Origin of the sequence: Paenibacillus sp. FSL R7-0312 (assembly GCF_038004445.1) — a bacterium.
Taxonomy (GTDB): domain Bacteria; phylum Bacillota; class Bacilli; order Paenibacillales; family Paenibacillaceae; genus Paenibacillus_AQ.
Genome location: NZ_JBBORE010000001.1, coordinates 485,343 through 508,662, shown reverse-complemented (window position 1 = coordinate 508,662; position 23,320 = coordinate 485,343). Strand labels below are relative to the sequence as shown.

Here is a 23,320-nt window from a genome sequence, read left to right as displayed (position 1 = left end):
TAGGTTGTCCGCTCGATTTCCATTTCCACCCTTGAGAATGGATTAATCCAAGCCTCGGTCATGCATGCGTTCCAGAATATTGCTGAGGGGATTCTGCCATTGACCTATAGGTCAGTCACTTTTTTCGTATTAACACGAACTCCTCCTTCTTTACGTTTTTCCGCATATTCAGCGGTTGCAGTAAAGAGTAAGTCCGAGGAAGAATTAAGCGCAGTTTCAAAAGAGTCCTGCAACACGCCGATGATGAAACCTACACCAACGACCTGAATGGCAACATCATTCGAAATGCCGAATATGCTGCACGCTAGAGGAATCAGTAAGAGCGACCCTCCAGCAACGCCTGAGGCCCCAGCAGCAGCTACGGCAGATAGGATACTAAGAATAAGCGCTGTTCCAAAATCCACTTCAATGCCAACTGTATGAACAGCAGCGAGAGTCAAGACGGAAATCGTAACCGCTGCACCCGCCATATTTATGGTAGCACCTAAGGGAATGGACACCGAGTAGGTATCCTTATCAAGCTCCAACTTTTCACATAAGCTCATGTTGACTGGAATGTTTGCAGCGGAGCTGCGAGTAAAGAAGGCCGTAATCCCACTTTCCTTCAGGCAATAAAGAACAAGCGGGTAAGGATTTCGGCGGATTTTCAGATATACAATCACTGGGTTAACAACAAGCGCTATAAATAACATACAACTAATAAGCACGAGAAGTAGTTTACCGTAATCAAGCAAGGATGAAAGTCCATTGGCTGTAATGGAATCATACACAAGTCCCATGATGCCCAGAGGCGCCAGGTTGATTACCCACTTAACGATATGGGATACCGCATCAGAAAAGTTAGTGAGCATAATCTTTGTACTATCATTGGCACCTTTTAGAGCTATACCAAGAAGGAGAGCCCAAGTCAGAATACCGATATAGTTGGCATTCATTAGGGCGTTTACTGGGTTGTCGACAACCTTAAACAGCAAGCTCTTCAGTACTTCTACAATCCCATCAGGTGGAGATAGGTCGTCCGCACCCGTTACAAGTGACAAGCTCACCGGGAAGATAAAACTTGCAATAACTGCAGTTAGCCCGGCCAAAAAGGTACTTAACCCATATAGAGCAATAATCGACTTCATATTCGTCTGGTGACCCTTTTTATGCTGCGAGATAGCAGTCATCACTAAGAGCAGGACCAATACTGGCGCGATGGCCTTTAATGAGGATACAAACAAGGAACCGAAAATGGTGAAGCCTGTTGCATTAGGAAACGCTAAAGCCAGGATACTACCAATTATGATCCCCACAAGTATTCGTTTTACTAGGCTTACTTGATTCCATTTGAGCAATAAAGCGTTCATGTATTCCCTCCGGTATCAATATGGAAATATAACTAAGCCCTACAGCTTTACTATGTTGATACATAGCCGCTTTACTATGTTAAGGCAATTATATTTAGGCTAGTTTAACACGGAAATAACCTTCTATGTAAGAGTGGGAGAAACTGTGCGTAATTTTTCACATAGAAGTGTAGACCATCCAGATACAGTAGGTTCCTATTAAAACAATAAAAGCCGGACTCATAGAAGGAGGGATCATGAGATGCAGCCGCGTGGGCACAACAGCTTTGGAGAGAAGGTTGAATTCAGATATTTCATTTGGAGCATTAATAATGCTTGTTAATGAACTTACCGGGCCCGTCCACCTGCATCGTCAATTGCACCAATTCCTCCAGAAGCTGCTCCTCCAGATTGATGATTTCACACATTCTTCTGTGAATCTTCACCCGCCCGGCCGGCTTATTGCCGGAACACATCACCTTGATCATGAATTGATTAATCAGATCCCACTGCTCTCCTGCATGACGGTAGCCCTCGGCGGCCCGGGAGAGTGCCGGAACAGAGGCCTCTTGGTTAAGCAGCTGCAGGAACTGGCTGAACCGGATCCGGCTGATGGGCAGGGCGTTCGCGTACAGCTTGAGGCGGGAACCGGCTTCGGCGGAGTTGTCAGCGGGAATTCCTGTATGCAGATAGGTATCGGCATAGATTCTGAGGTTAGCAGCAACCTCGCCGGGCTGAACCTGATGGGCTGGATTCGTCAGCATTTCATGAAGTGTTGTCTCCCAATCTGTGTAGGAACGCGAAGTATCACAGAGCTCAAAGGTAGCATAGAAATGGCAGGCTTGCTCAAGGATATTGAAATCTATTGCCTCAAGCTCTTTGCCATAGTAGGCATCCGTCAGATAGATGATGTTGCCGGGCCGATCCAGTCCAACCGCAAGGCAGGCATGGCTGGTATGCAGCCTGCGGAAGGCCACACACCAGGGGCAGTCATAGGAATCGAAGCCGACCAGCACTGGCATTCCCGAAGACAGTCTTCTCTCCAGAAGGTCAAGCATAAAGTCCTTCTCCATCGCCAGCCCCTTCCGTTCGATGTAATTGAACATAAGGCCATGGTATGCAGAGAGAGAGTCTGTACTGATCCGCGGCAGCGCTAGCCGCTCAATGAGCGGCTGATCCGGGGACTGCTGTTCTGCGAAGGACATCTGCCAGGCATTGCCGTACATACACTTGATGTCCTTGCCCTGCCACTGGGCAACAGACTGGATACAGTCATCTATACAGCTGCGCAGGGTAGGATAGGGCGTACTCTTAATGGGAGCAATGTTCAGCACTGCTCATCATCTCCTTCGCCGACACAAAGTGGCTCTGCAACCGGTTTCGATAAGAGGCAGGAGTCATACCGCTATATTCACGAAATAGCCGGTAGAAATATTTCATGTCGTAAATTCCGACCTCCAGGGCAATGGACTGTATCCCAAGCTCTGTGAACATCAGCAGGAGGCAGCTATATTTCATGCGGATTTCCTGGAGCATCTGGATATAGGACCTGCCGGTCTTAATTTTGAATAATCGCTGAAACTGGCGGGAGCTCACCGCAAACTGGCGGCTCATCTCCTTCAGTGTGATTTTCTCTCTGAAATGACTGATCATATACAGGATGACGTCATGCAGCGGATCATAGTCCATCCCGGGCTGCTGAGCGAACGGAATGGCGGCTGCGGGCAGTATGAGGTCTGCCAGTTCGAACAGCAACGGGTATAGCTGCTGTGGGTCCCCAAGGGAGCCGCAGCTCTGCATCTCATGCATACGGCGGAGTACTAAGGCCAGCTCCACGCTGCTCTCTCTATACCCGAACCATTGCTTCACCTCCAGAAGCTTCAGGAGCGGGAGCATCTCTTCTTCAGAAAAGGGTTCCGGCAGCCCGCTGAGCATCCTGCCAAGCTCAGGCCTGAGCATACAATTGTAGATGAGGAGCGGCTCTGCACCGGTCAGATCCTGCGGCTGAAAGACATGGGAAACCCCGGGTGGTATAACTAACAAATCTCCTTGCATAACCTGCATTTTATCCTCATCCGCTTGGTGGATGCCTTCCCCCTGAACCACATAGGCGAGCTCTACAAAATCGTGCTGATGACGTACGGAAGTGACCGTTTCCTGAGTCAGGAGCATTTGTACCGGCGAACAGGAGTCAAATAGATATTCCCCAGTAAAGACCGGAAAAACTTCCATAACACAAACCTCCGTTTCCTGCTTCCTTAAGATAGACTTCTGGAATCCATCCTAGTATATCTGAATATTTTGGCGTATTCAACCATATATTAACAATCTTTATTTTGGTATATTCATCCTATTAATTCCTAATTTGCATATTGAAAGGGGTATACACATGCAGCAAAAGGTTATTGAGATTATCGCGGAAATCAAGGAGGAGCCGGGCCTGCTTCAGACGCTGAGCGGAGCTTCCGATCTGACACTGGACGCCGCACTGGATTCGCTGCAAATCATCAACTTTATTCTGAGAATCGAAGACGAATTCGATGTCGAAGTAGACTTTGATACCTTTGATCTTGAGCATTTGAAATCGGTGGACCGCTTCTCCGCGTATGTCGAGGGGCTTGCTGTACGATGAAGAACGCTGTACATTGCGGCAGCCTGGAGTCGGAGCGATACTGGCGGGAGGAAGATCTGGCTGCTCTGCCATCCGTTCCTGATGCGAAGGCTCTGGCTATCGTGCAGGCCATGGATGAACTGCTGTTTGTCTTCTGCGGGAGCGGAGATATTCTATTAACCCGTCATGGGATGAACAAGGCTCAATATGATTATCTGCAATCTCTCGATTATTCGTTCAAGACCAATATGAATCCGTTAACCCTGGCCGTGGAGGCATCTGGCACAGCACAGAACGTACTGAATACAATGAATGCAATGAATGTATTCGAACTGCTGGGCAGGCTGAACCCCGGGCAGGAGCCGGACAGGTTAATACCGGAAGGAGCATGGCTTGAGCCCTTTGCCGTGCTTCCCGGAACGCATGAGGCGGTTAAGCGGTATAAGCTTCAGCCCGTTCTCCCGGATGAACAGACTGTGCGCAGAGTGAACACCAAAACCTACTCTGCTGCTATGCGGGACAGGCTGCTGCTGCCGAATATCGCTCTTGTCGTTGATAGCGTGGAAGAGCTGCTGCAATCCGGACAAGCGCTGCTGGAGAAGGGGGCTTTGCTGATCAAGGATGAGTATGGTGTATCCGGCAAAGGCAATCAGCTCGTGGACTCGGAGCGGATCTTGCGCCGGATTGCCGGGTACCTGGAATCCAGCCGGAACCAGGACAAACGAATAAAGTTTGTGCTCGAACCGCTGCTGGACCGGGAGACCGACTTCTCCTGCCAATTTCACATTGACCCGGAAGGCCGGATCTCGATATTGTCCGTTCAGCAGCTGGTCAACCATGGCTTTGCCTTCGGAGAGTCTCATTCTCCGGAGCCGGCTCTGCTCGAAAGGCTGGACCGGGAGGACTATTGGGAGATCATGCACAGCATTGGGCGTGAGCTGTATGCAGACGGTTATTTCGGTGATGTATGCGTGGACTCCATGCTGCTGCGTGACGGAAGCCTCGCCCCTCTGGTCGAGATCAATGCCCGGAAGTCGATGAGTCTGATCAAGCATAATGTAGACCGCCAGCTCAAGCAGGAGGGAATGCATACCTGCCTGTTACAGGTGCCGCTGGCAACCATGGGCGAGGTTCATTATGCAGATCTGCTGGGGCGGCTTGAGCGGGAAGGCATATTATTTTCGCGGGGAGCGGGGGAAGGAGTGATTCCTTTGGCTTCGGGCACACTTCAGCCTCCTGACCCGTCCCGGTCTGCCGGTTCCACTAAGGGCAAGCTGTATGCAGCACTCGCTTACCGGGATGAAGACAGCAAGCACAGACTCACCCGCAAGCTGGACGAATCGCTTCTGCGCTCGGGCTACACTATACTGCGATAAAGAAAGGGACCCTCCAATGAATAACACCGTGACGATTCTATGCTCTGGTTTCGGTCTGGGCTTCTATGTCCCCGGCCTGCTTCTGGAACGGAGACTTACCGCACTTGGCATCCAGGCGGAGATTGAGGTATTTGAAACACTCATGTCCGACAGCAAAAAACAGCAGACAGACAACAGCCGCAAAGCGTACCAGCAGAGCTTCGCCGTCGCCTTGACCTCGCAGAAAATACCGGGAGATATCCGGGGCAGCCTGGATGCTGCGGCCGTGGAACATTTATTACAGCAATGGAAGCAGCAAGAACGGCAGCGCTTCATTGTATTATCCGGGCACTGGGTTCATGTCATGGACCGGTACCGTGAACTGGCCGGCTTTCCTGTGGAGGCTGACCTGCTCTATATTGACGCCGATCTTTCGCCGTCATGGAAGAACCTCCGCAGGCTGAACCCCGGTTACGCGGAAGGCTACCGCGAAGTAAGCATGTATGATCCCGCAAAATGCGAAATTCTGTGCAGCATAGATGCCGGACTCGCGGAAGCACTGCCCGCTTCGGCCAGGAACGGGAGACTGGTTGTTCACGGCGGCGGCTGGGGAATTGGCACCTTCCGCGAGAAGTTTGATAGCCTGGAGTCGGCAGGGTATGAACTGGATATTGCCGCGTACAGTACTCAGGAGATTGGAGAGGCCGTTCATGGTAGACGTTATTATATGAACGATCCGGAGTGGCGGACCTGGAAGCGTGACAGCAGCGGGCAGTATACCTTCCCGCCTTTTGCCGGGGTAACTGTCAGCCAGGCAGACCACTTTCCGCCCTGCCATAACTACGAGGACGGGATGTATGGCGTCATCCGGCAGGCATCCGCAGTCATCAGCAAGCCGGGAGGCGGCGCCCTGATTGATTCCCTGGCTTCGGGCACTCCGCTGGTGCTGCTGGACCCCTTCGGACCGCATGAGAAGATTAACAGCGATCTGTGGGTAGAGCTTGGGTACGGCATCCGTTACGGGGAGTGGGCCGAGATGGGCTTTGAGCGTGAGGCGCTGCGGAAGCTGGCGGACAACCTCCAGTCAGCCAGGGGCCGTTATCCGGATTATGCGGTAAGCTATGCGGAGCAGCTATCCGCAGCAGAAGGGAGAAGCTAATGCAGCCTACCAGTAGAGTGAGCCTGGACGCCAAGTCCTTTGAGGCTCTGAAACGTACGATTAAGAATGTCGTGGTCCCGCACAGGGAACGCAAGCATGATCCCGGCTTCCGGACGGTGATGCCGGAGATTATGTCGCTGAAGCTGACCAACCGCTGTAATCTCCGCTGCAAGCATTGCTACCAGTGGAATGAATCCGGCTATCATCATGATATGGACACTGCCGAGCAGAATCTCGATATGGATGTGGAGATGATCCGGAGGCTGCTCGAGGAGACGGATGAAGCGCAGTCCCGCCTGTATTTATGGGGCGGCGAGCCGCTGTTTCACCGGAATACCAAGCAGATTCTGGAGCTCCTGCAACAGCATCCCCGGGACACCACGATCTGTACCAATGCCTATCTGATTCCTAAGTATGAAGAGGAGCTGTGTGCAATCTCTGACAACCTGGAGCTGCTGATTCCGATCGAGGGGTTCGAGGAGGAGCATGATTTGCTGCGCGGCAAAGGCTCCTTTCAGAAGGTGATCGACAGCGTCGAACGGCTGCTCGAGCTGCGCAGGCAAGGCCGCTTCCGCGGCCGGATCTCTGTGCACAATGTAATTAATGACAATATGATCGGCCGATTGTATGAGCTGGTGGAGTTTTTTGAGCACAAGGGCGTCGACCTGGTACTGCTCTGCTTCCCGTGGTATATCTCTGCGGACACGAGCCTTGAAATGGACCGCTTCTACGATGAACATTTCCAGTGGCTGGCGGAGCTTCCGCCGGATCACCGGAGCAGCTGGCATGCCTTCAAATACCATATCAAGCCGGAGAATGTCACCAGGCTGACCGAAGACCTGAAACGGATCAACAGCAACACTTGGCAGAATACCCGAATACGTTACCAGCCGGGGCTCGACTTTGATGAAATCGAGGATTTTGTGGCCGGCAAGCCGATGCTCTCCCGCAGTACGTCGAAATGTCTGGCGCTCAGTACTAGGGTGGATATTGCTCCGAACGGGATGGTGAGTGCGTGCAAATTTTTTGGCGAGCTGGCCATTGGCAATGTGAAGGAGCAACCGCTGACGGAAATATGGAATTCAGCCCGCTATGACAGGCTGCGGCGGATTCTGGATGAAGGCTTGTCGCCGGCCTGCTCCAAATGCAATGTGCTGTACCTGAATACCTATGCTGCCCTGACACATGTATGAAGAACGGGTGTGATTCACCTGCCTATAGGCTCGGTATCCTGGGTGCCTCGAAAATTGCTGTACCTGCCATGCTGGAGCCTGCGCGGGTTGTGGAGAAGGTGCGGATAGCCGCAATTGCCAACCGGACACGGGAAAAGGCAGTGACTCTGGCGGATGCTTACCAGATTCCTTATGTGGCGGGCAGTCTGGAGGAGCTGCTGGAGCTTGGTGATCTGGATGGGGTATATATTGCACTCAGCAATGACCTTCATGCAGAATGGGCAGTCCGGGCATTGGAGGCGGGGAAGCATGTATTGGTAGAGAAGCCGATATGCTTACATCCCGAAGAAGCTGAACGATTGCAGCTGGTACGGGGAAGCTCCGCCTCCCCGAAGCTCGCCGAAGGTCTGATGATAGCCTTCCACCCCTGGCAGCAGGCTTTGAAATCCATTGTCGATTCCGGGCAATTCGGTCCGCTCCACAGGATCAGTACTAGAATATCCGTACCTGCCAGGGACAGATATGCCGGGAATTACCGCAGTGTTAAGGCGAAAGGCGGCGGCGCTTTTGCCGATCTGGGCTGCTATTGGCTGCATTTTCTGCAGACCCTTGTTGGTCTTCAGCCCAGAGAGATCCGGGCGCAGTCGGCTTTTGACGGGCCGGAGGGCTGTGATTGGACCTTTCAGGCGGCGCTGCAATATACGAACGGTCTGGAAGCCGAGTGCCTCACTTCCTTCGAGCTGCCTTTCCGGGCTTCGCATACGCTGTATTTCGAACATACGGTGCTGACGGTCCCGGATTTCTTCCGGCCGGTCAAAGGCTTCTACAAAATTAAAATACGCCATGATCTGCCGGACAACCGCAGCACCCTGTGTGAATTCGAGCCAATGAACTACTATGTCAGCCAGTTGAATGCCTTCGCGGAAATCATGAGCGGGCAAAGGGCAGAGCAGCTGGAAGCTACATGGGAACGGATACACCTGCAATCCCTAATCATGGCCGAGGCGCAGCAGCGCCGGGTCTGTCTATGAAGCAATCTTCCAATAACCCAAAAGTCAAAACAGCGATTCCCCATCAACGGAGAGTCGCTGTTTGTTGTTAACGGTCCTGCAAGGAAGGGGGCTGCTCTAACCAGGAGCGCTCGTTGTTGATCACATAAATCCCCAACGCCTGCTCGAAGGTAAGTCTATGATTATAGAAAGCCAGCACCTTCGCGGCGAAGCGCATACTCTTATCTGCTCCGGGCGACTGCAGCAGTTCTGCAGCGAGCTTACGGAAGTCCTTCGGCTTAGCTTCTGCAGCATCAACGGCATCCAGCAGCCCCTTGTGGCTTGGAAAGAGCATGCGGTTATAAGCCAGGATCATTCGCCCGCTGAAGAAGACCAGGTTGCTGGCTGTGTGAGCGAGCAGGTAGGCGTCGTTCTTACGGGCCGCTTCTTTGGCGAAATAGAAAGCGTACAGGAAGATCTGGGCGCAATAGTCCCGCAGATTGCGTTCCCGGCTCTCTTCAGGGTAGAGCGCAATTCGGGCGACCAGTTCACCCAGCTCCGGGATTCTGGAGAATAGAACGCTTGAACCGGTAAAAGCATACCTTGTCGGCTCGTTGCCCCGCCCCGCGGCAAGCTCCAGGAACCGGAGGTTGATCACCTTGATATCGGCGTATCCGCCTTCATAGGTACTGACTTCCCGGTCCACGTAGGACAGCCTATTCTTACGTTCATACTCTGCGTAGGCTTCATCGGTGAATAACAGGTGAACATCCACATCCGAGGTCTCCTTGGCGGTTCCCTGGGCTACTGAACCACTGGTGATTACCGCCAGACAGGAAGGCTCCTTCTCCTGCTTCTCCACCAGCTTCGCCAGCGTCTGTCTATGGTGCGCATACATCTTCTTTCATCCTCCCTTAACGTGCTCCTGCACATTAAGCGTAACCATTAGACGGCTCACCAGCTATGGTCAATTCAGACATTTAGGGTTCAATTCCATAAATCAGCTGGCCTTGATGATAGATCGTGATGCGGTCATTCGCGGCGTAGCTGATGATGGCGGGCTGGAATGAGTAGTCATTGGCCTGATTGAGATTCGACCAATTCGAGTTGTGAATGCGAAACTGGATATCTCCGGTTGTGCCGGAAGCTGCGAGTGAGCCTGCACCTGCCGTAAACCCGATCTCCGCATAAGTATCCGCACCTGTCCGCGGTGTAGCCAAGGGGACGATTTGCGTCAGCAGGTTTTCTTTGCCGATGACTGCATAATCCAATTCCAGGGTCTGTGTAGCGCTTCCATCTCGATTGTACCAATAACGTATTGTAAGCTCATTCAGCGGAATAGAGGTACCGGACTCGTTCTTCAGCTGCAGGCTCGCCCGGATTGAGCCCACGGCTGTCCCCGTCTCACCGGCACGGTAGAGCAGGCTTGCTTGAGGGTCGCCCTGCCCGGGTCCTTCCCCAGGTCCACCTGGATCACCAATAGGGGTGAAGGTGACCGGTTTCATAATAAGGTCCAGCATAGCCTGCTTCGGCGCATTCCAGGAGGTCCAATCATCCAGCAGCAGCCCGCCGGTATCTCCGCTGTTCGGATTAAGACTCCAGTACGTCCAGTAGAGATTATTCTGGCCGATGTAGCTTACAAGCGCATTCTGCCATTTCCCTTCCACTGAGAGAGTATCCACGCTGCGTCCGCCGAATTCCCCTGCAAGGATGGGAGCGATTTGTTCCTTGCTGATGTATCCCCAGGTATCGTCCCACAGCTTCGGCAGATTATTGGGGAAGTCGGCAGCACTGAACCAGGTCTGTGGGGAAACGCCGGGACCATAATCATGCGGGGAATAGACCACCCGGTCCGGTACAGTAAGCGTGACAGGGTAATTACGCACGCCTGTCAGATTCCCTCCCCACCAATAGCTGCTGGAGTTGCCCTGAACGTTGGTCTCAATGCCTTCGACAATAATGAGCCAGTTCGGATTCGCGGCGAGAATCGCATTGCCTGCCCGTTGACTGGCCAGCCGCCAGTCTGTGGACAGATTACCTGTTCCCCAGCTTGCCGTACCATGCGGTTCGTTATGCAGATCGGCTCCAATGACGGTAGGGTTACCCGCGTAGCGCTGGGCCAGCATCACCCAGTCACTGATCCAGCGGGTTTCGGGATAGGCCGCAGTGTACCACAGCGTCGATTGTCCACCGGAGTCCGGCCGGTGCCGGTCCAGGAAAATCCGGATGCCGCGCTGCCCGGCTTTCTCAATCAGTTTATCCATAATCTGCACCGGCGTAAGACCGGCCAGATCAGGATTCTTGGCATAATCGATACTATTGGCTGCAGAGCCTGAATCGAACATCTGGTTGCAGTAGGGCAGCCGGATCAGGTTATAGCCTTCCGTCTTGATCTGGTTGAGTACATCATCCATGGAACGGGACCACAGCCCATGCGGAGAGTAGTTCGCAGTTTCGAAGCCGAACCAGTTGAGGCCGTTGAATACGGCCGGATTCCCGGCGGAATCCACGATTGAGTTGCCTGAGGTGTGGTAATAGCCTGTTGCACCCTCAGCCTGCACTTCATGACCCGGATACGCATAAGCACTTGCCAGCATTACCAAAGCTACAAACCATACACTGAGTTTCCGTAACCCAAACGACATTCATTTTCCTCCTCTTAGTGGTTTCAGTGAGGTCAGACGTTATAGCATACGATCAAGATGTTAACGTATTCGTCTGAATAAGGATGAATTATGAATAATTGGAAACATTATGTTAATGTGAGTGCGATTGGAATATGGTGATATAGAAAAGCACAGGGCAGCTCTACGGCTGCCCTGTGCTGATTGCAGTTTGGGGAGAAGAAGCTATTCTTCCAGCCTCCAGATATGTTTGTCTGCCCGGAACGGCAGACAAGAACATGCACCGAAAATTCCGATTGCAAGGAATAGCAAAGCTGCTCCGGAGCCTTTGCCTGTTCCGACCAGTGCAACCCACAGGCTGCCTAGCGGCTGTACTGCCATAAAGGGTTCAAACACCCTGTCTACCAGAACACCCCCGCACAGATATCCCAAAGGAATGGTGAAAAACTGTAAGGTATTCCTTGCCGAATAGACACGTCCCTGCATCTCAATAGGAATTGTGGAGCGGAACAGCACATCCATATTTGCGTTCATAACAGGAATGAATATCCATCCGAGGATTGCACCCAAACACCACATAGGCGTGCTTCTGCCAAAGGCAAGGAAGAAATTCTCGGTGCTCATGGAAAAAAGCAGGCAATTACAAATGACTCGAACCCGGCTTCTGGGCGGCGGCAGGATAGCAACCGAAATACTCCCAATCATCAGGGCTATCCCTGTAACGGTGTTGACCATCCCCAGCGCCAGCTCTCCGCCACCCGTCCGTGAGAGCATCATTGCGGGCAGGGCAGCATTGAAAATGGAGGCGGTGAAATTGATCAAGGCCAAAAAAAGGATCAAATCCAGAATTCCCCGGTTATCCCTGAGATACCGCAGGCCGCTTGAAGCTGATTGCAATAAGGTCTCGCTATCGGTGCTGCTCCGCTGTGGAACCTGCGGGATATGGACACAGCATAGCAATACCGTGAACGCTGTGGCAAAGGTAATCAGATCAAACAGGATCACAACCCGGATACTGGTAAAGGAAAGTATTGAAGTGGCAAGTATAGGCGTCAATATGGTAACCAGCGAATTGGAAAAGGACCGCATTCCGCTAACCTTCTGGTAGTGTTGCTGCGGAACCAGCAGGCTGATGGCTACATCCGACGCCGGCTGCTGTACAGTGTTCATCACGCCAGTCAAGGTATTGATCAGATACAGATGCCAGATCTGGAGTTTACCCATTGTCATCAGTATAAGGACCGTAACGGTACAAAGTGCCGCAAAGCTGTCACTGATCAGCATCGTAGCCTTCTTGTTCCACCGGTCGCTCAGTGCACCTGCGAAGATACTCAGCAGGACATAAGGTGCGTAGGAACAGATAACCAACAGAGCGCTGGTCAGAGCCGATCCATGCTGCTGATAAGACCAGATCACCAGGGCAAAGGCGGTCATTGCACTGCCCAGTGCCGAGAATGACTGTGTAATCCATAAAATCAGGAAAGTACGAAGCTCCCTGAGGTTCATTTTGAATTTTGTTATCATGACTCTGCTCCTCTTTCAATGAATTCTTAACGATTCAATGAAAGTGCAAAGCCGAACGGACGAACTCAATCCGCTCCGTGCAGTTTCGTCCGGTTCAGACTTTGCACGGAGCGTTGTCACTGCATATTCTCATATTCATTCTCCTTCTTGAAGCCTGAAGTTGAATTCACCCCAAAGTAAATTCTTCTTTATTTTACCATATGGAATCGGGGAAATAACTATACAATTGCCAATTTTAAGGGTAAGTATGTTTCTCACGGGGTTATGATATAATTTGGTTTAGTTTTACTACTACTAAGGATAAAGATTTGTCCTGATAAGCATAGAGAGGTTATTAACATGACGAATAATTTCTGGCGTGAATTACCACGCCCCTTTTTTATACTTGCACCTATGGAGGATGTGACGGATGTTGTGTTTCGTCATGTCGTCAGTGAAGCGGGCAGACCGGATGTGTTCTTCACGGAGTTTGCGAATTCAGAGAGCTATTGTCACCCGGAGGGGCATCATGCGGTGCGCGGGCGTCTGACGTATACAGAGGATGAACAGCCGATTGTCGCTCATATCTGGGGGGATAAGCCGGAATACTTCCGCCAGATGAGCATCGGCATGGCCGAGGAAGGCTTCAAGGGCATCGATATTAACATGGGTTGTCCTGTAGCCAATGTAGCCGAGAACGGGAAGGGAAGCGGCCTGATCTGCCGTCCCGAGCTCGCAGCGGAGATTATCCAGGCGGCCAAAGCCGGAGGACTGCCCGTCAGTGTGAAGACCAGGCTCGGGTTCACTGACCTGGGCGAATGGCGCGGCTGGTTAACCCATATCCTGCAGCAGGACATTGTCAATCTGTCGATTCATCTGCGCACCAGGGAGGAAATGAGCAAGGTGGATGCCCACTGGGAGCTGATTCCGGAGATTAAGAAGCTTCGTGATGAGATCGCACCGCATACCCTGCTGACGATTAACGGGGATATCCCCGACCGGCAGACCGGCCTGAGGCTCGCGGAAGAGTACGGTGTGGACGGGATTATGATCGGGCGCGGGATTTTTCAGAATCCGTTTGCGTTCGAGCAGGAGCCGAAGGAACATAGCAGTGAGGAATTGCTTGATCTGCTGCGGCTGCATCTGGATCTCTATGATGAATATTCGGGGCAGAAGCCACGTTCATTCAGCCCGCTGCAGCGATTCTTCAAGATTTATGTCCGCGGCTTCCGCGGGGCAAGTGAATTAAGAAATAACTTAATGAACACCAAGTCTACCAGTGAAGTGCGTGCGCTGCTGGATGAGTTTGCGAGTAAGGAACAGGATGGGACGGAGGGACTTGGGGATTAAGCTGCTACGTATCCAAGCCTTAATTCTTAAATAGTTAAATGATCGAGTCAGAGCTGTAGCAGCTCTGGCTCTTTTTGCTTTTTCACAGAATTGTCTGTTTTTATCACATAAGTGAGCCGACTTAGCGTTAAAAATATCCAAATATTTAAGGAAAATTTAAAGGAACAAGCAGCTTTATGTCGAAACCTTAGTCTTAGCTAACTATGAAAGGACGGATATCTATTAATACTATGAGATTAATAAAAAAGACATTGATGTTGCTCCTTTGTATGCTCATTCTATCAGGAGGACTCACTAATTTTCAAATGATGGGGGTTATATCCGCAACGGCTTCATCAACGGTGACTTTTAACGCGACTGAAACTAACGCAGGCGTGTGGGACGACGGCATTGCTGAGGATGGCGATGGAGGTTCGTTTAATATTCCTAACCTTACTTTACAATTTTTTAATATCAGCGATACTAACGGTACATTAATTTCAAAGACATTAGTACATGGAGATTCGTATGCGGGTGACTTTTTCGATGCACTTTCAAGCTATGATATGGACCTAACTAATAATGGCTGGAAGGGAATGGGGATAAGGTCAGCAGACGGAGCAGAGTTTCAGATCAATGATTTCCTTTATGCAAATTATGGTGAGGCGGTTCCGATTACAATTGACGTGGTTGGATACCGCGACGGAATTATAGTTGCAAACGCTTCATTTCAAACAGATGAGATGATGGATGGATTTGTATCCAAGAATGTCTCACTGAATGAAGATTTTGATAACGTAGACACAGTCTATCTGTATTCAAGTGCGCCAAGCTGGCACGGGATAAATAATATTGTGATTGACGACGCAGTTGTCCCTTTGCCAATCACCGACTTTGCAAGCACAGCGAAGACAAGCACGAGCGCAACGTTTGACTGGACGGCAGCAAGTGGAGCGACAGGTGTAATCATTCAGCAGTCTCCTGCGGGAGCGAATAGCTGGACCACAGCGACGACGGGAGCCATTGCAGCGAATGCTGGAACAGCAACCGTGACGGGATTAAGTCCGGCAATGAGCTACGACTTCCGGCTGGTGGTGACAGGCGGAGCGAACGCGGGGAACTCAAACACGGCAAATGCAACAACTGACGCAGCGCCAATTACCGACTTTGCAAGCACAGCGAAGACAAGCACGAGCGCAACGTTTGACTGGACGGCAGCAAGCGGAGCGACAGGTGTGATCATTCAGCAGTCGCCAGCCGGAGCGAATACCTGGACCACAGCGACGACGGGTGCCATTGCAGCGAATGCTGGAACAGCGACCGTGACGGGATTAAGTCCGGCAATGAGCTACGACTTCCGGCTGGTGGTGACAGGCGGGGCGAGCGCGGGGAACTCGAACACGGTAAATGCAACAACTGACGCAGCGCCAATTACCGACTTTGCAAGCACAGCGAAGACAAGCACGAGTGCAACGTTTGACTGGACGGCAGCAAGTGGAGCGACAAGTGTAATCATTCAGCAGTCGCCAGCCGGAGCAAATACCTGGGCCACAGCGACGACGGGTGCCATTGCAGCGAATGCTGGAACAGCGACCGTGACGGGACTCACCATAGCAACGGACTATGACTTCCGATTGGTAGTCACAGGCGGAGCGAACGCGGGCAACTCGAACACAGCAAGTGTGACAACTGACGCCGAACCAATCACCGACTTTGCAAGCACAGCGAAGACAAGCACGAGCGCAACGTTTGGCTGGACGGCAGCAAGCGGAGCAACAGGTGTAATCATTCAGCAGTCGCCAGCCGGAGCGAATACCTGGACAACAGCGACGACGGGAGCCATTGCAGCGAATGCTGGAACAGCGACCGTGACGGGATTAAGTCCGGCAATGAGCTACGACTTCCGGCTGGTGGTGACAGGCGGGGCGAACGCGGGGAACTCGAATACGGTAAATGCAACGACTGACGCAGCGCCAATCACCGACTTTGCAAGCACAGCGAAGACAAGCACGAGCGCAACGTTTGGCTGGACGGAAGCAAGCGGAGCAACAGGTGTAATCATTCAGCAGTCGCCTGCGGGAGCGAATAGCTGGACCACAGCGACGACGGGAGTCATTGCAGCGAATGCTGGAACAGCAACTGTGACGGGACTCACCATAGCAACGGACTATGACTTCCGATTGGTAGTCACAGGCGGAGCGAACGCGGGGAACTCGAACACGGTAAGTGTGACAACTGACGCCGAACCAATCACCGACTTTGCAAGCACAGCGAAGACAAGCACGAGTGCAACGTTTGACTGGACGGCAGCAACTGGAGCGACAAGTGTGATCATTCAGCAGTCGCCAGCCGGAGCAAATACCTGGGCCACAGCGACGACGGGTGCCATTGCAGCGAATGCTGGAACAGCAAACGTGACGGGACTCACCATAGCAACGGACTATGACTTCCGATTGGTAGTCACCGGCGGAGCGAACGCGGGCAACTCGAACACAGCAAGTGTGACAACTGACGCCGAACCAATTACCGACTTTGCAAGCACAGCGAAGACAAGCACGAGCGCAACGTTTGGCTGGACGGCAGCAAGTGGAGCGACAGGTGTAATCATTCAGCAGTCTCCTGCGGGAGCGAATACCTGGGCCACAGCGACGACGGGAGCCATTGCAGCGAATGCTGGAACAGCAACCGTGACGGGATTAAGTCCGGCAATGAGTTACGACTTCCGGCTGGTGGTGACAGGCGGAGCGAACGCGGGCAACTCGAACACAGCAAGTGTGACAACTGACGCCGAACCAATCACCGACTTTGCAAGCACAGCGAAGACAAGCACGAGCGCAACGTTCGGCTGGACGGCAGCAAGCGGAGCGACAGGTGTTGTCATTCAGCAGTCGCCTGCGGGAGCGAATAGCTGGACCACAGCGACGACGGGAGTCATTGCAGCGAATGCTGGAACAGCAACTGTGACAGGATTAAGTCCGGCAATGAGCTACGACTTCCGGCTGGTGGTGTCCGGCGGGGCGAATGCGGGGAACTCGAACACGGCAAATGCAACGACTGACGCAGCGCCAATCACCAACTTTGCAAGCACAGCGAAGACGAGCACGAGCGCAACGTTCGGCTGGACGGCAGCAAGCGGAGCAACAGGTGTAATCATTCAGCAGTCTCCTGCGGGAGCGAATACCTGGGCCACAGCGACGACGGGAGTCATTGCAGCGAATGCTGGAACAGCAACTGTGACGGGATTAAGTCCGGCAATGAGTTACGACTTCCGGCTGGTGGTGACAGGCGGAGCGAACGCGGGGAGTTCGAACACGGTAAGTGAGACAACTGACGCCGAACCAATCACCGACTTTGCAAGCACAGCGAAGACAAGCACGAGCGCAACGTTTGGCTGGACGGCAGCAAGCGGAGCGACAGGTGTAATCATTCAGCAGTCGCCAGCCGGAGCGAATACCTGGACCACAGCGACGACGGGTGCCATTGCAGCGAATGCTGGAACAGCGACCGTGACGGGATTAAGCCCGGCAATGAGTTATGACTTCCGGCTGGTGGTGACAGGCGGGGCGAGCGCGGGGAACTCGAACACGGTAAATGCAACAACTGACGCAGCGCCAATTACAGACTTTGCAAGCACAGCGAAGACAAGCACGAGCGCAACGTTTGACTGGACGGCAGCAAGCGGAGCAACAGGTGTAATCATTCAGCAGTCTCCTGCGGGAGCGAATAGCTGGACCACAGCGACGACGGGAGCCATTGCAGCGAATGCTGGAACAGCGACCGTGACGGGATTAAGCCCGGCAATGAGCTATGACTTCCGGCTGGTGGTGACAGGCGGAGCGAACGCGGGGAACTCAAACACGGCAAATGCAACAACTGACGCAGCGCCAATCACCGACTTTGCAAGCACAGCGAAGACAAGCACGAGCGCAACGTTTGGCTGGACGGCAGCAAGCGGAGCGACAAGTGTGATCATTCAGCAGTCGCCAGCCGGAGCGAATACCTGGACCACAGCGACGACGGGTGCCATTGCAGCGAATGCTGGAACAGCGACCGTGACGGGATTAAGTCCGGCAATGAGCTACGACTTCCGGCTGGTGGTGACAGGCGGAGCGAACGCGGGGAACTCGAACACAGCAAGTGTGACAACTGATGCCGAACCAATCACCGACTTTGCAAGCACAGCGAAGACAAGCACGAGCGCAACGTTTGGCTGGACGGCAGCAAGCGGAGCAACAGGTGTAATCATTCAGCAGTCGCCAGCCGGTGCGAATACCTGGACCACAGCGACGACGGGTGCCATTGCAGCGAATGCTGGAACAGCAACCGTGACGGGATTAAGTCCGGCAATGAGCTATGATTTCCGGCTGGTGGTGACAGGCGGGGCGAACGCGGGGAACTCGAACACGGCAAATGCAACGACTGACGCAGCGCCAATCACCGACTTTGCAAGCACAGCGAAGACAAGCACGAGTGCAACGTTTGGCTGGACGGCAGCAAGCGGAGCGACAAGTGTGATCATTCAGCAGTCTCCTGCGGGAGCGAATAGCTGGACCACAGCGACGACGGGAGCCATTGCAGCGAATGCTGGAACAGCAACTGTGACGGGATTAAGTCCGGCAATGAGTTACGACTTCCGGCTGGTGGTGACAGGTGGAGCGAACGCGGGAAGTTCGAACACGGTAAGTGTAACTTCAGCTACGGTTCCAGCAGCCCCGGCGAATGTTTCAGCAGCTGCTGGAAACGGGCAGGCCGTGATTAGCTTTACAGCCCCAACCGATAATGGTGGAATGGCAATTACAGGATACGAAGTGACAGCTTCACCAGGAAACGTAGTTATGGGCGGAACTGCAAGTCCGGTTACAATGACAGGCTTAACGAATGGAATAAGTTATACATTTACGGTGAAGGCGATTAATGGAGCGGGCAGCAGTGTATCCTCTGGTGCATCTAATGCTGTTATCCCAACGGCACCTCCAGAACCTGTAACTATACCAACACCGGCACCAACACCGGCACCAACACCGGCACCAACACCGGCACCAACACCGGCACCAACACCACAGGCCGGAACAGGCGTTGATGTTCTCGTTAATGGTAAGGTGGAAAATGCGGGAACGGCAACAACAAGCAACCGGGATGATCAAACGGTGACAACAGTTGCCATTGACCAGAAAAAGTTGGACGACAAGCTTGCCTCTGAAGGCCAAAATGCGATTGTAACCATTCCAGTTAATGCGAAGTCCGATATAGTCGTTGGTGAACTGAATGGTCAAATGGTTAAAAATATGGAAAATAAACAGGCTGTATTAGAGATGAAAACGGATCGGGCAACGTACGTCCTGCCAGCACAGCAAATTAATATTGACTCGATCTCCAATCAATTTGGTAAGGCAGTTGCCTTGCAGGATATCACCATTCAGATTGAAATTGCTGTGCCGACAGCAGAAAGTATGAAAAAAGTAGCGGATGCGGCGGCAAATGGATCGTTTACTTTGGTAGCACCACCCATTGATTTTACAGTGAGAGCAACAAGTTCTGGTACAACCGTTGAAGTATCTAAATTTAATGTTTATGTAGAACGAACTATCGCTATTCCGGAAGGGATCGATCCTAACAAGATTACGACAGGAGTTGTAATTGAACCGGACGGAACAGTTCGTCATGTACCCACTAAGATAGTTACAAGCGACGGTAAATATTACGCCAAGGTAAACAGCTTGACGAATAGTACCTATTCGATTGTCTGGCATCCGCTTGAATTTAGTGATGTCTCGGACCACTGGGCAAAAGCTGCTGTCAACGATATGGGGTCAAGAATGGTGATTGAGGGCACAGGAAACAGCATGTTCAATCCTGAACAGGATGTTACACGTGCTGAATTTGCAGCGATCATCGTTCGTGGATTGGGGCTCAAGTTGGAGAATGGTGTGAGTGTCTTCTCGGACGTGAAGGCTGCAGATTGGTTCAACAATGCTATAAATACAGCTAAGACGTATCACTTGATCGACGGGTTTGAAGATGGAACCTTCCGTCCGAACGACAACATTACCCGTGAACAGGCGATGGTGATTATCGCCAAAGCGATGATGATCACGAATCTAAAAGCGAAGCTATCTAATCCATCCGTAGAAGCAGCACTTCTTCCTTATGCTGATACGGCGGAGGTTTCCAATTGGGCACGGAGCAGTATTGCTGACACCATACAGGCTGGCATTGTCTCGGGAAGAAGCAGCACAGAGGTTGCACCGAAAGACTACATGACTAGAGCTGAGGTGGCAGCGATTGTGGAGCGGCTTCTTCAGGAGTCGGGATTAATTTAGTATCCTTTCAAAAGCGGGGGTAATCCTTTGATGTCCTAAGAGACATAAACGGATTACCCTTTTCTTTTGGTGGGAAAAATAACGTGGAATATAAGGGGATCGATACGGGCGGAGGGGCTTGGATGAAAAAGAGTCAATAACTATGATATTATGAGTTATGTTTCTCATCTTGGTAATGCAAGTGATAGCGGATTCCCCTGAATTAAGTGAAAAGGTTTATCGTTACGAGCTTAAAGCGGGAAGAATCTATCTGTATCGCCTGCATGAAGACAATCTTGCGGAACATCTGAGTAATTGCAATGACAATCAGGATCGGATGAATAGGAAGGGACAAGCCAAGAGCCGTTCCTCTTGTTGGTTATGGAAGGTGGAATCACATGTCCTGGAGCAAATTGAAGCAACAACTGGAGGGTTTTCTCAGTCCTGCGTTAGAGGGAAGGGTAGAATACCGCGCACCGGGTTACCGTTATTTTGCGGATAAATCAGGGATCTGTTACATCTCGGTGGATAAAAAGAACGTACTCAACATGGGCGATAAAACGAACAGGATCAGGTGGTATCAGACAGAGCTGGAGATTAAGAATGATCCGCATCTCCAGATTCCTGTCAGCGAGGACGACATTGAAGCAGTCAGACAAGCTGCCAAGGGGCCAGTGCCGGAGGATCGCCTGATCGTAATGGCTAGAAGCCGAAAAAGTACAGAACACGCCAAAGAGCTAATGTCAGCGCAGACTGCTCTCACTAAATCGAATTTCATCGTGGTGGCGAATAAGTTCCTGACGACTCCTATTGAGGAGAGCCTGGAGAGTAATGATATGGTACTCAATATTCTGGCGCTGGTGGACAGACGGGTCGGGAAAAAGCGGATCGTGGGTATGGCGGAGATAATGGAGCTGAAGCATCCGGCTGTGCAGTATTTCTATGAGCTGCGGCGGGGGGCGTTGTGAGGCGCAATATGTTGCAGGCAACCATAAGAGAATGTAATGCGATAGGAACGGTATTCCATGGAATATCGGCTTGGATAGCTCCACTGACGGCGAATGTCAGTGGAGCTATTTCGTTATGGAGGCAACCCGTTAAAGTTCATCAGTTATGGAATTATTTTCACAAACGACAATACAATATACCTGTGGTTCGCCCAATGGGCGAAACCGGTAAATTAAATAAAGGAGCCATTCCTGTAATGAATTAATTTGAGGTTTGAATGAAAAAAGCGCCAACTGTATACTGGGAAACGTTCCGCCAAAGAACAATTCCAGCACAGGAGGCACTCAACATGAAGTATAAACAATCGAAGAAGCAGAATCAACGGATTACACGAATTTCCGACAAGACCCTTGTCGTAGGCGCAGACATTGCGAAAGAAACCCATGTGGCTCGCGCTATCGACTACCGGGGGATTGAACTCGGAAAGGATTGTGTGTTCTCAAATACCCGTACCGGACTGGAGCAACTGGTTCAGTGGATGAAGGAGCTTCAGCGGGAGCATGCCAAGAGCGACGTCCTCTTTGGCATTGAGCCTACCGGACACTATTGGTTTAACCTGGCCGAGTATTTGGGACAGCACGGCATTCCTTTGGTCATTGTCAATCCGCATCATGTACACAAAAGCAAAGAACTGGAAGATAACTCACCCACGAAAAACGACTATAAAGACGCTAAAGTCATTGCCGATTTAGTGCGGAATGGGAAATACAGCGAACCTAAATTGCCAACGCGTATCTACGCAGATCTGCGAATTCTCATGAATCTTCGGGAGAAGATCATGGTGAACCTCGGGCAGGTGCAAAGGCGGGTGCAGAACTGGCAGGATCGCTTTTTCCCGGAATACACTGAGGTGTTTAAAGACTGGGAAGGAAAAGCCTCGCTTATTACTCTAGACGAGTTTCCGACGCCGGGTGAGATCGTAGGACTCGGTGCAGAAGCCATCGCTCAGCGGTGGAAGAAAGACGTGAAACGAGCGGTGGGAACGAAGCGAGCCCAATTGCTGGTCGAGACGGCGAGAGGCTCTATCGGTCTGACCGAAGGTCTTCCTGCAGCAAAGATCGAGATTAAAACACTTCTGGAGCAGTATGACATGTTCGCCAGACAGCTTGAAGAGATTCTGTCCGAAGTAGAACGTCTACTAGGGCAAATTCCAGGCACGAAAGAGATGCTTACCGTGCCCGGTGTGGCTGTAGTGACGTTAGCGGGATTCCTGGCGGAAGTGGGCGATCTGAGTGGTTACGAGCATGGACAGCAGATTATTCGGCTGGCCGGACTGAATCTCAAAGAGAATAGTTCGGGAAAGAAAAAGGGCAAGTCCAGTATTACCAAACGTGGACGTGCAAAGCTGAGGGCCCTGCTGTTCCGGGCGGTCATGCCCATGGTAGCAAAGAACGCCGAATTCAAGGCACTGCACCAGTATTTTACGACACGAAGTCAGAATCCACTGAAGAAAAAGCAATCCCTTGTGGCGTTGTGCGGGAAACTTATTCGCGTGCTTCATACGCTCGGGACGAAGCACATTCCATACGATGCAAACAGCGTGTTAGGGCCGGTCCGTCAGGCCCAGCTACAGATGGCAGCCTAAGAAAAACCAAACTCATTTTGCTCATTGAAGTAGGTTTCACCAAAGACAAAAGAAGCACGGAGCAGCCGCAGGAACTAATTCCATAAGGGCAACGACCCTGTAAAGGAGCAAGAAACGGCGTCCACCTCTTGAGAGGCAGAACGAAGGAATGTAAGGGCAAAGACCCCGCGTGACATGGGAGGGTAAGCCGTCAAGAGACAGGTGTGGATATCCAAAGTGCGATCACAGGAACGATCCATGGGCTGGGGACAATCCCCCCAACCTCTATTCCCGCCACCGGCTCTGCAAGAAAATAATGTCATCCTTACATGACTTCTCCAACTCTCAACCTGTCCATGGCTGAAAACCTAAGAACGAG

The 23,320-nt window shown here is 51.9% G+C and carries 16 protein-coding genes; 10 read left to right on the top strand and 6 right to left on the bottom strand.

Going from position 1 to position 23,320, the window contains the following annotated elements; all coding sequences use genetic code 11:
* Positions 1 to 104: 104 nt before the first annotated feature.
* The 3 genes from sstT to MKX70_RS02140 all read right to left on the bottom strand — a co-directional run bounded on the left by sstT (position 105) and on the right by MKX70_RS02140 (position 3,560).
* A complete protein-coding gene (sstT, locus tag MKX70_RS02150) occupies positions 105 to 1,349 on the bottom strand; it encodes a serine/threonine transporter SstT (RefSeq protein WP_340839481.1) in 1,245 nt (414 codons plus the stop codon).
* A 305-nt stretch (positions 1,350 to 1,654) separates the two neighbouring features.
* Positions 1,655 to 2,662 (bottom strand): hypothetical protein, encoded by a 1,008-nt coding sequence (locus tag MKX70_RS02145; RefSeq protein ID WP_042232479.1) that lies wholly within the window; start codon positions 2,660 to 2,662, stop codon positions 1,655 to 1,657.
* Positions 2,640 to 3,560, bottom strand: coding sequence for an AraC family transcriptional regulator (locus MKX70_RS02140; protein WP_042232481.1), 921 nt, complete (start codon positions 3,558 to 3,560; stop codon positions 2,640 to 2,642). The genes MKX70_RS02145 and MKX70_RS02140 overlap by 23 nt, the downstream gene beginning before the upstream one ends.
* A 157-nt stretch (positions 3,561 to 3,717) precedes the next feature.
* Here MKX70_RS02140 and MKX70_RS02135 point away from each other — a divergent pair, with 157 nt between their 5' ends.
* From MKX70_RS02135 to MKX70_RS02115, 5 genes are read left to right on the top strand one after another with little or no spacing between them, the layout of a single operon-like run.
* A complete protein-coding gene (locus tag MKX70_RS02135) occupies positions 3,718 to 3,960 on the top strand; it encodes an acyl carrier protein (RefSeq protein ID WP_042232482.1) in 243 nt (80 codons plus the stop codon).
* Positions 3,957 to 5,315 (top strand): hypothetical protein, encoded by a 1,359-nt coding sequence (locus tag MKX70_RS02130; protein ID WP_042232484.1) that lies wholly within the window; start codon positions 3,957 to 3,959, stop codon positions 5,313 to 5,315. The genes MKX70_RS02135 and MKX70_RS02130 overlap by 4 nt, the downstream gene beginning before the upstream one ends.
* 16 nt (positions 5,316 to 5,331) lie before the next feature.
* Positions 5,332 to 6,453, top strand: a complete 1,122-nt coding sequence (locus MKX70_RS02125; protein ID WP_340839480.1) for a UDP-glucuronosyltransferase — start codon at positions 5,332 to 5,334, stop codon at positions 6,451 to 6,453.
* The gene (locus tag MKX70_RS02120) at positions 6,453 to 7,646 is read left to right on the top strand and encodes a radical SAM/SPASM domain-containing protein (RefSeq protein ID WP_340839479.1); all 1,194 of its coding nucleotides are present in this window, start codon (positions 6,453 to 6,455) and stop codon (positions 7,644 to 7,646) included. Before MKX70_RS02125 ends, MKX70_RS02120 begins: the two co-directional genes overlap by 1 nt.
* Positions 7,643 to 8,656, top strand: a complete 1,014-nt coding sequence (locus tag MKX70_RS02115; protein WP_340839478.1) for a Gfo/Idh/MocA family protein — start codon at positions 7,643 to 7,645, stop codon at positions 8,654 to 8,656. Before MKX70_RS02120 ends, MKX70_RS02115 begins: the two co-directional genes overlap by 4 nt.
* A gap of 67 nt (positions 8,657 to 8,723) precedes the next feature.
* Here MKX70_RS02115 and MKX70_RS02110 read toward each other — a convergent pair whose 3' ends face one another.
* From MKX70_RS02110 to MKX70_RS02100, 3 genes are all read right to left on the bottom strand, one after another.
* A complete protein-coding gene (locus tag MKX70_RS02110) occupies positions 8,724 to 9,512 on the bottom strand; it encodes a nucleotidyltransferase domain-containing protein (protein ID WP_340839477.1) in 789 nt (262 codons plus the stop codon).
* Positions 9,513 to 9,594: 82 nt separating this feature from the next.
* Positions 9,595 to 11,259, bottom strand: a complete 1,665-nt coding sequence (locus tag MKX70_RS02105) for a cellulase family glycosylhydrolase (protein ID WP_340839476.1) — start codon at positions 11,257 to 11,259, stop codon at positions 9,595 to 9,597.
* A 204-nt stretch (positions 11,260 to 11,463) separates the two neighbouring features.
* Complete coding sequence (locus MKX70_RS02100) at positions 11,464 to 12,762, bottom strand: MFS transporter (protein ID WP_340839475.1); 1,299 nt, start codon at positions 12,760 to 12,762, stop codon at positions 11,464 to 11,466.
* Between the two features lie 339 nt (positions 12,763 to 13,101).
* Between MKX70_RS02100 and MKX70_RS02095 the strand changes: the two genes are divergently transcribed.
* The 5 genes from MKX70_RS02095 to MKX70_RS02075 all read left to right on the top strand — a co-directional run bounded on the left by MKX70_RS02095 (position 13,102) and on the right by MKX70_RS02075 (position 22,962).
* Positions 13,102 to 14,091 carry a tRNA dihydrouridine synthase gene (locus MKX70_RS02095; protein WP_042232496.1) on the top strand — a complete coding sequence of 330 codons (990 nt, stop codon included), beginning with the start codon at positions 13,102 to 13,104 and terminating at the stop codon, positions 14,089 to 14,091.
* 305 nt (positions 14,092 to 14,396) lie between these two features.
* The gene (locus MKX70_RS02090; protein ID WP_340839474.1) at positions 14,397 to 20,390 is read left to right on the top strand and encodes a fibronectin type III domain-containing protein; all 5,994 of its coding nucleotides are present in this window, start codon (positions 14,397 to 14,399) and stop codon (positions 20,388 to 20,390) included.
* A 377-nt stretch (positions 20,391 to 20,767) separates the two neighbouring features.
* Positions 20,768 to 21,337, top strand: a complete 570-nt coding sequence (locus tag MKX70_RS02085; RefSeq protein WP_042232498.1) for an SF0329 family protein — start codon at positions 20,768 to 20,770, stop codon at positions 21,335 to 21,337.
* An 8-nt stretch (positions 21,338 to 21,345) separates the two neighbouring features.
* Positions 21,346 to 21,582, top strand: a complete 237-nt coding sequence (locus MKX70_RS02080) for a hypothetical protein (protein ID WP_340839473.1) — start codon at positions 21,346 to 21,348, stop codon at positions 21,580 to 21,582.
* An 84-nt stretch (positions 21,583 to 21,666) separates the two neighbouring features.
* On the top strand, positions 21,667 to 22,962 hold the full coding sequence (locus MKX70_RS02075) for an IS110 family transposase (RefSeq protein WP_042234001.1): 1,296 nt from the start codon (positions 21,667 to 21,669) through the stop codon (positions 22,960 to 22,962).
* Positions 22,963 to 23,320: the final 358 nt, after the last annotated feature.

Coding starts and splice junctions, on each gene's coding strand:
- sstT (WP_340839481.1), bottom strand. CDS start 1,349: ATGAACGCTTTATTGCTCAAATGGAATCAAGTAAGCCTAGTAAAACGA.
- MKX70_RS02140 (WP_042232481.1), bottom strand. CDS start 3,560: ATGGAAGTTTTTCCGGTCTTTACTGGGGAATATCTATTTGACTCCTGT.
- MKX70_RS02135 (WP_042232482.1), top strand. CDS start 3,718: ATGCAGCAAAAGGTTATTGAGATTATCGCGGAAATCAAGGAGGAGCCG.
- MKX70_RS02130 (WP_042232484.1), top strand. CDS start 3,957: ATGAAGAACGCTGTACATTGCGGCAGCCTGGAGTCGGAGCGATACTGG.
- MKX70_RS02125 (WP_340839480.1), top strand. CDS start 5,332: ATGAATAACACCGTGACGATTCTATGCTCTGGTTTCGGTCTGGGCTTC.
- MKX70_RS02120 (WP_340839479.1), top strand. CDS start 6,453: ATGCAGCCTACCAGTAGAGTGAGCCTGGACGCCAAGTCCTTTGAGGCT.
- MKX70_RS02115 (WP_340839478.1), top strand. CDS start 7,643: ATGAAGAACGGGTGTGATTCACCTGCCTATAGGCTCGGTATCCTGGGT.
- MKX70_RS02110 (WP_340839477.1), bottom strand. CDS start 9,512: ATGTATGCGCACCATAGACAGACGCTGGCGAAGCTGGTGGAGAAGCAG.
- MKX70_RS02105 (WP_340839476.1), bottom strand. CDS start 11,259: ATGTCGTTTGGGTTACGGAAACTCAGTGTATGGTTTGTAGCTTTGGTA.
- MKX70_RS02100 (WP_340839475.1), bottom strand. CDS start 12,762: ATGATAACAAAATTCAAAATGAACCTCAGGGAGCTTCGTACTTTCCTG.
- MKX70_RS02095 (WP_042232496.1), top strand. CDS start 13,102: ATGACGAATAATTTCTGGCGTGAATTACCACGCCCCTTTTTTATACTT.
- MKX70_RS02090 (WP_340839474.1), top strand. CDS start 14,397: ATGATGGGGGTTATATCCGCAACGGCTTCATCAACGGTGACTTTTAAC.
- MKX70_RS02085 (WP_042232498.1), top strand. CDS start 20,768: ATGTCCTGGAGCAAATTGAAGCAACAACTGGAGGGTTTTCTCAGTCCT.
- MKX70_RS02080 (WP_340839473.1), top strand. CDS start 21,346: ATGTTGCAGGCAACCATAAGAGAATGTAATGCGATAGGAACGGTATTC.
- MKX70_RS02075 (WP_042234001.1), top strand. CDS start 21,667: ATGAAGTATAAACAATCGAAGAAGCAGAATCAACGGATTACACGAATT.